Source organism: Shewanella sp. Isolate13 (assembly GCF_022398325.1).
GTDB lineage: Bacteria > Pseudomonadota > Gammaproteobacteria > Enterobacterales > Shewanellaceae > Shewanella.
Genome location: NZ_JAKEVD010000080.1, coordinates 1 through 705 on the forward strand (window position 1 = coordinate 1; position 705 = coordinate 705).

Genomic DNA, 705 nt, shown 5'->3' on the forward strand with positions numbered 1-705 from the left:
CTAGTAATCGTAGATCAGAATGCTACGGTGAATACGTTCCCGGGCCTTGTACACACCGCCCGTCACACCATGGGAGTGGGCTGCACCAGAAGTAGATAGCTTAACCTTCGGGAGGGCGTTTACCACGGTGTGGTTCATGACTGGGGTGAAGTCGTAACAAGGTAGCCCTAGGGGAACCTGGGGCTGGATCACCTCCTTACCTATACGACTAACTTAATAGTTGTTGAGTGTTCACACAGATTGCTTGTTAATGAGCAAACATATCCTACTTCACGTAGTTGATATCGTTCTTTAAAAATTTGGAAAGCTGATAGTAATAATCGAAAGATTATTGCGAAATTAAAAATTGAGTTCTCAAAACACTTAACATTAAGTGTCTTGGATTACAGTTTAACGACTGTGATTAAAATTCTAATTTTGGCGAAAGTAGAAACCATTAGTTGCGATACGACTGTCTTATCTACCCTGATAAAACAAACGGATATTCTCATAGAGACTTATTTGGGTTGTATGGTTAAGTGACTAAGCGTATATGGTGGATGCCTTGGCAGTCAGAGGCGATGAAGGACGTAGTAACTTGCGAAAAGCGTTGGCGAGCTAGTAACAAGCATTTGAGCTAACGATGTCCGAATGGGGAAACCCACTAGCATAAGCTAGTATCATTAACTGAATACATAGGTTAATGAGGCGAACCCGGGGAACTGA

General features: G+C 42.4%; 2 rRNA genes. Both read left to right on the top strand.

What is annotated here, in order from left to right:
* Positions 1-199, top strand: a 16S ribosomal RNA gene (locus L1D44_RS21705); the annotation flags it as partial.
* Between the two features lie 313 nt (positions 200-512).
* A 23S ribosomal RNA gene (locus L1D44_RS21710) occupies positions 513-705 on the top strand; the annotation flags it as partial.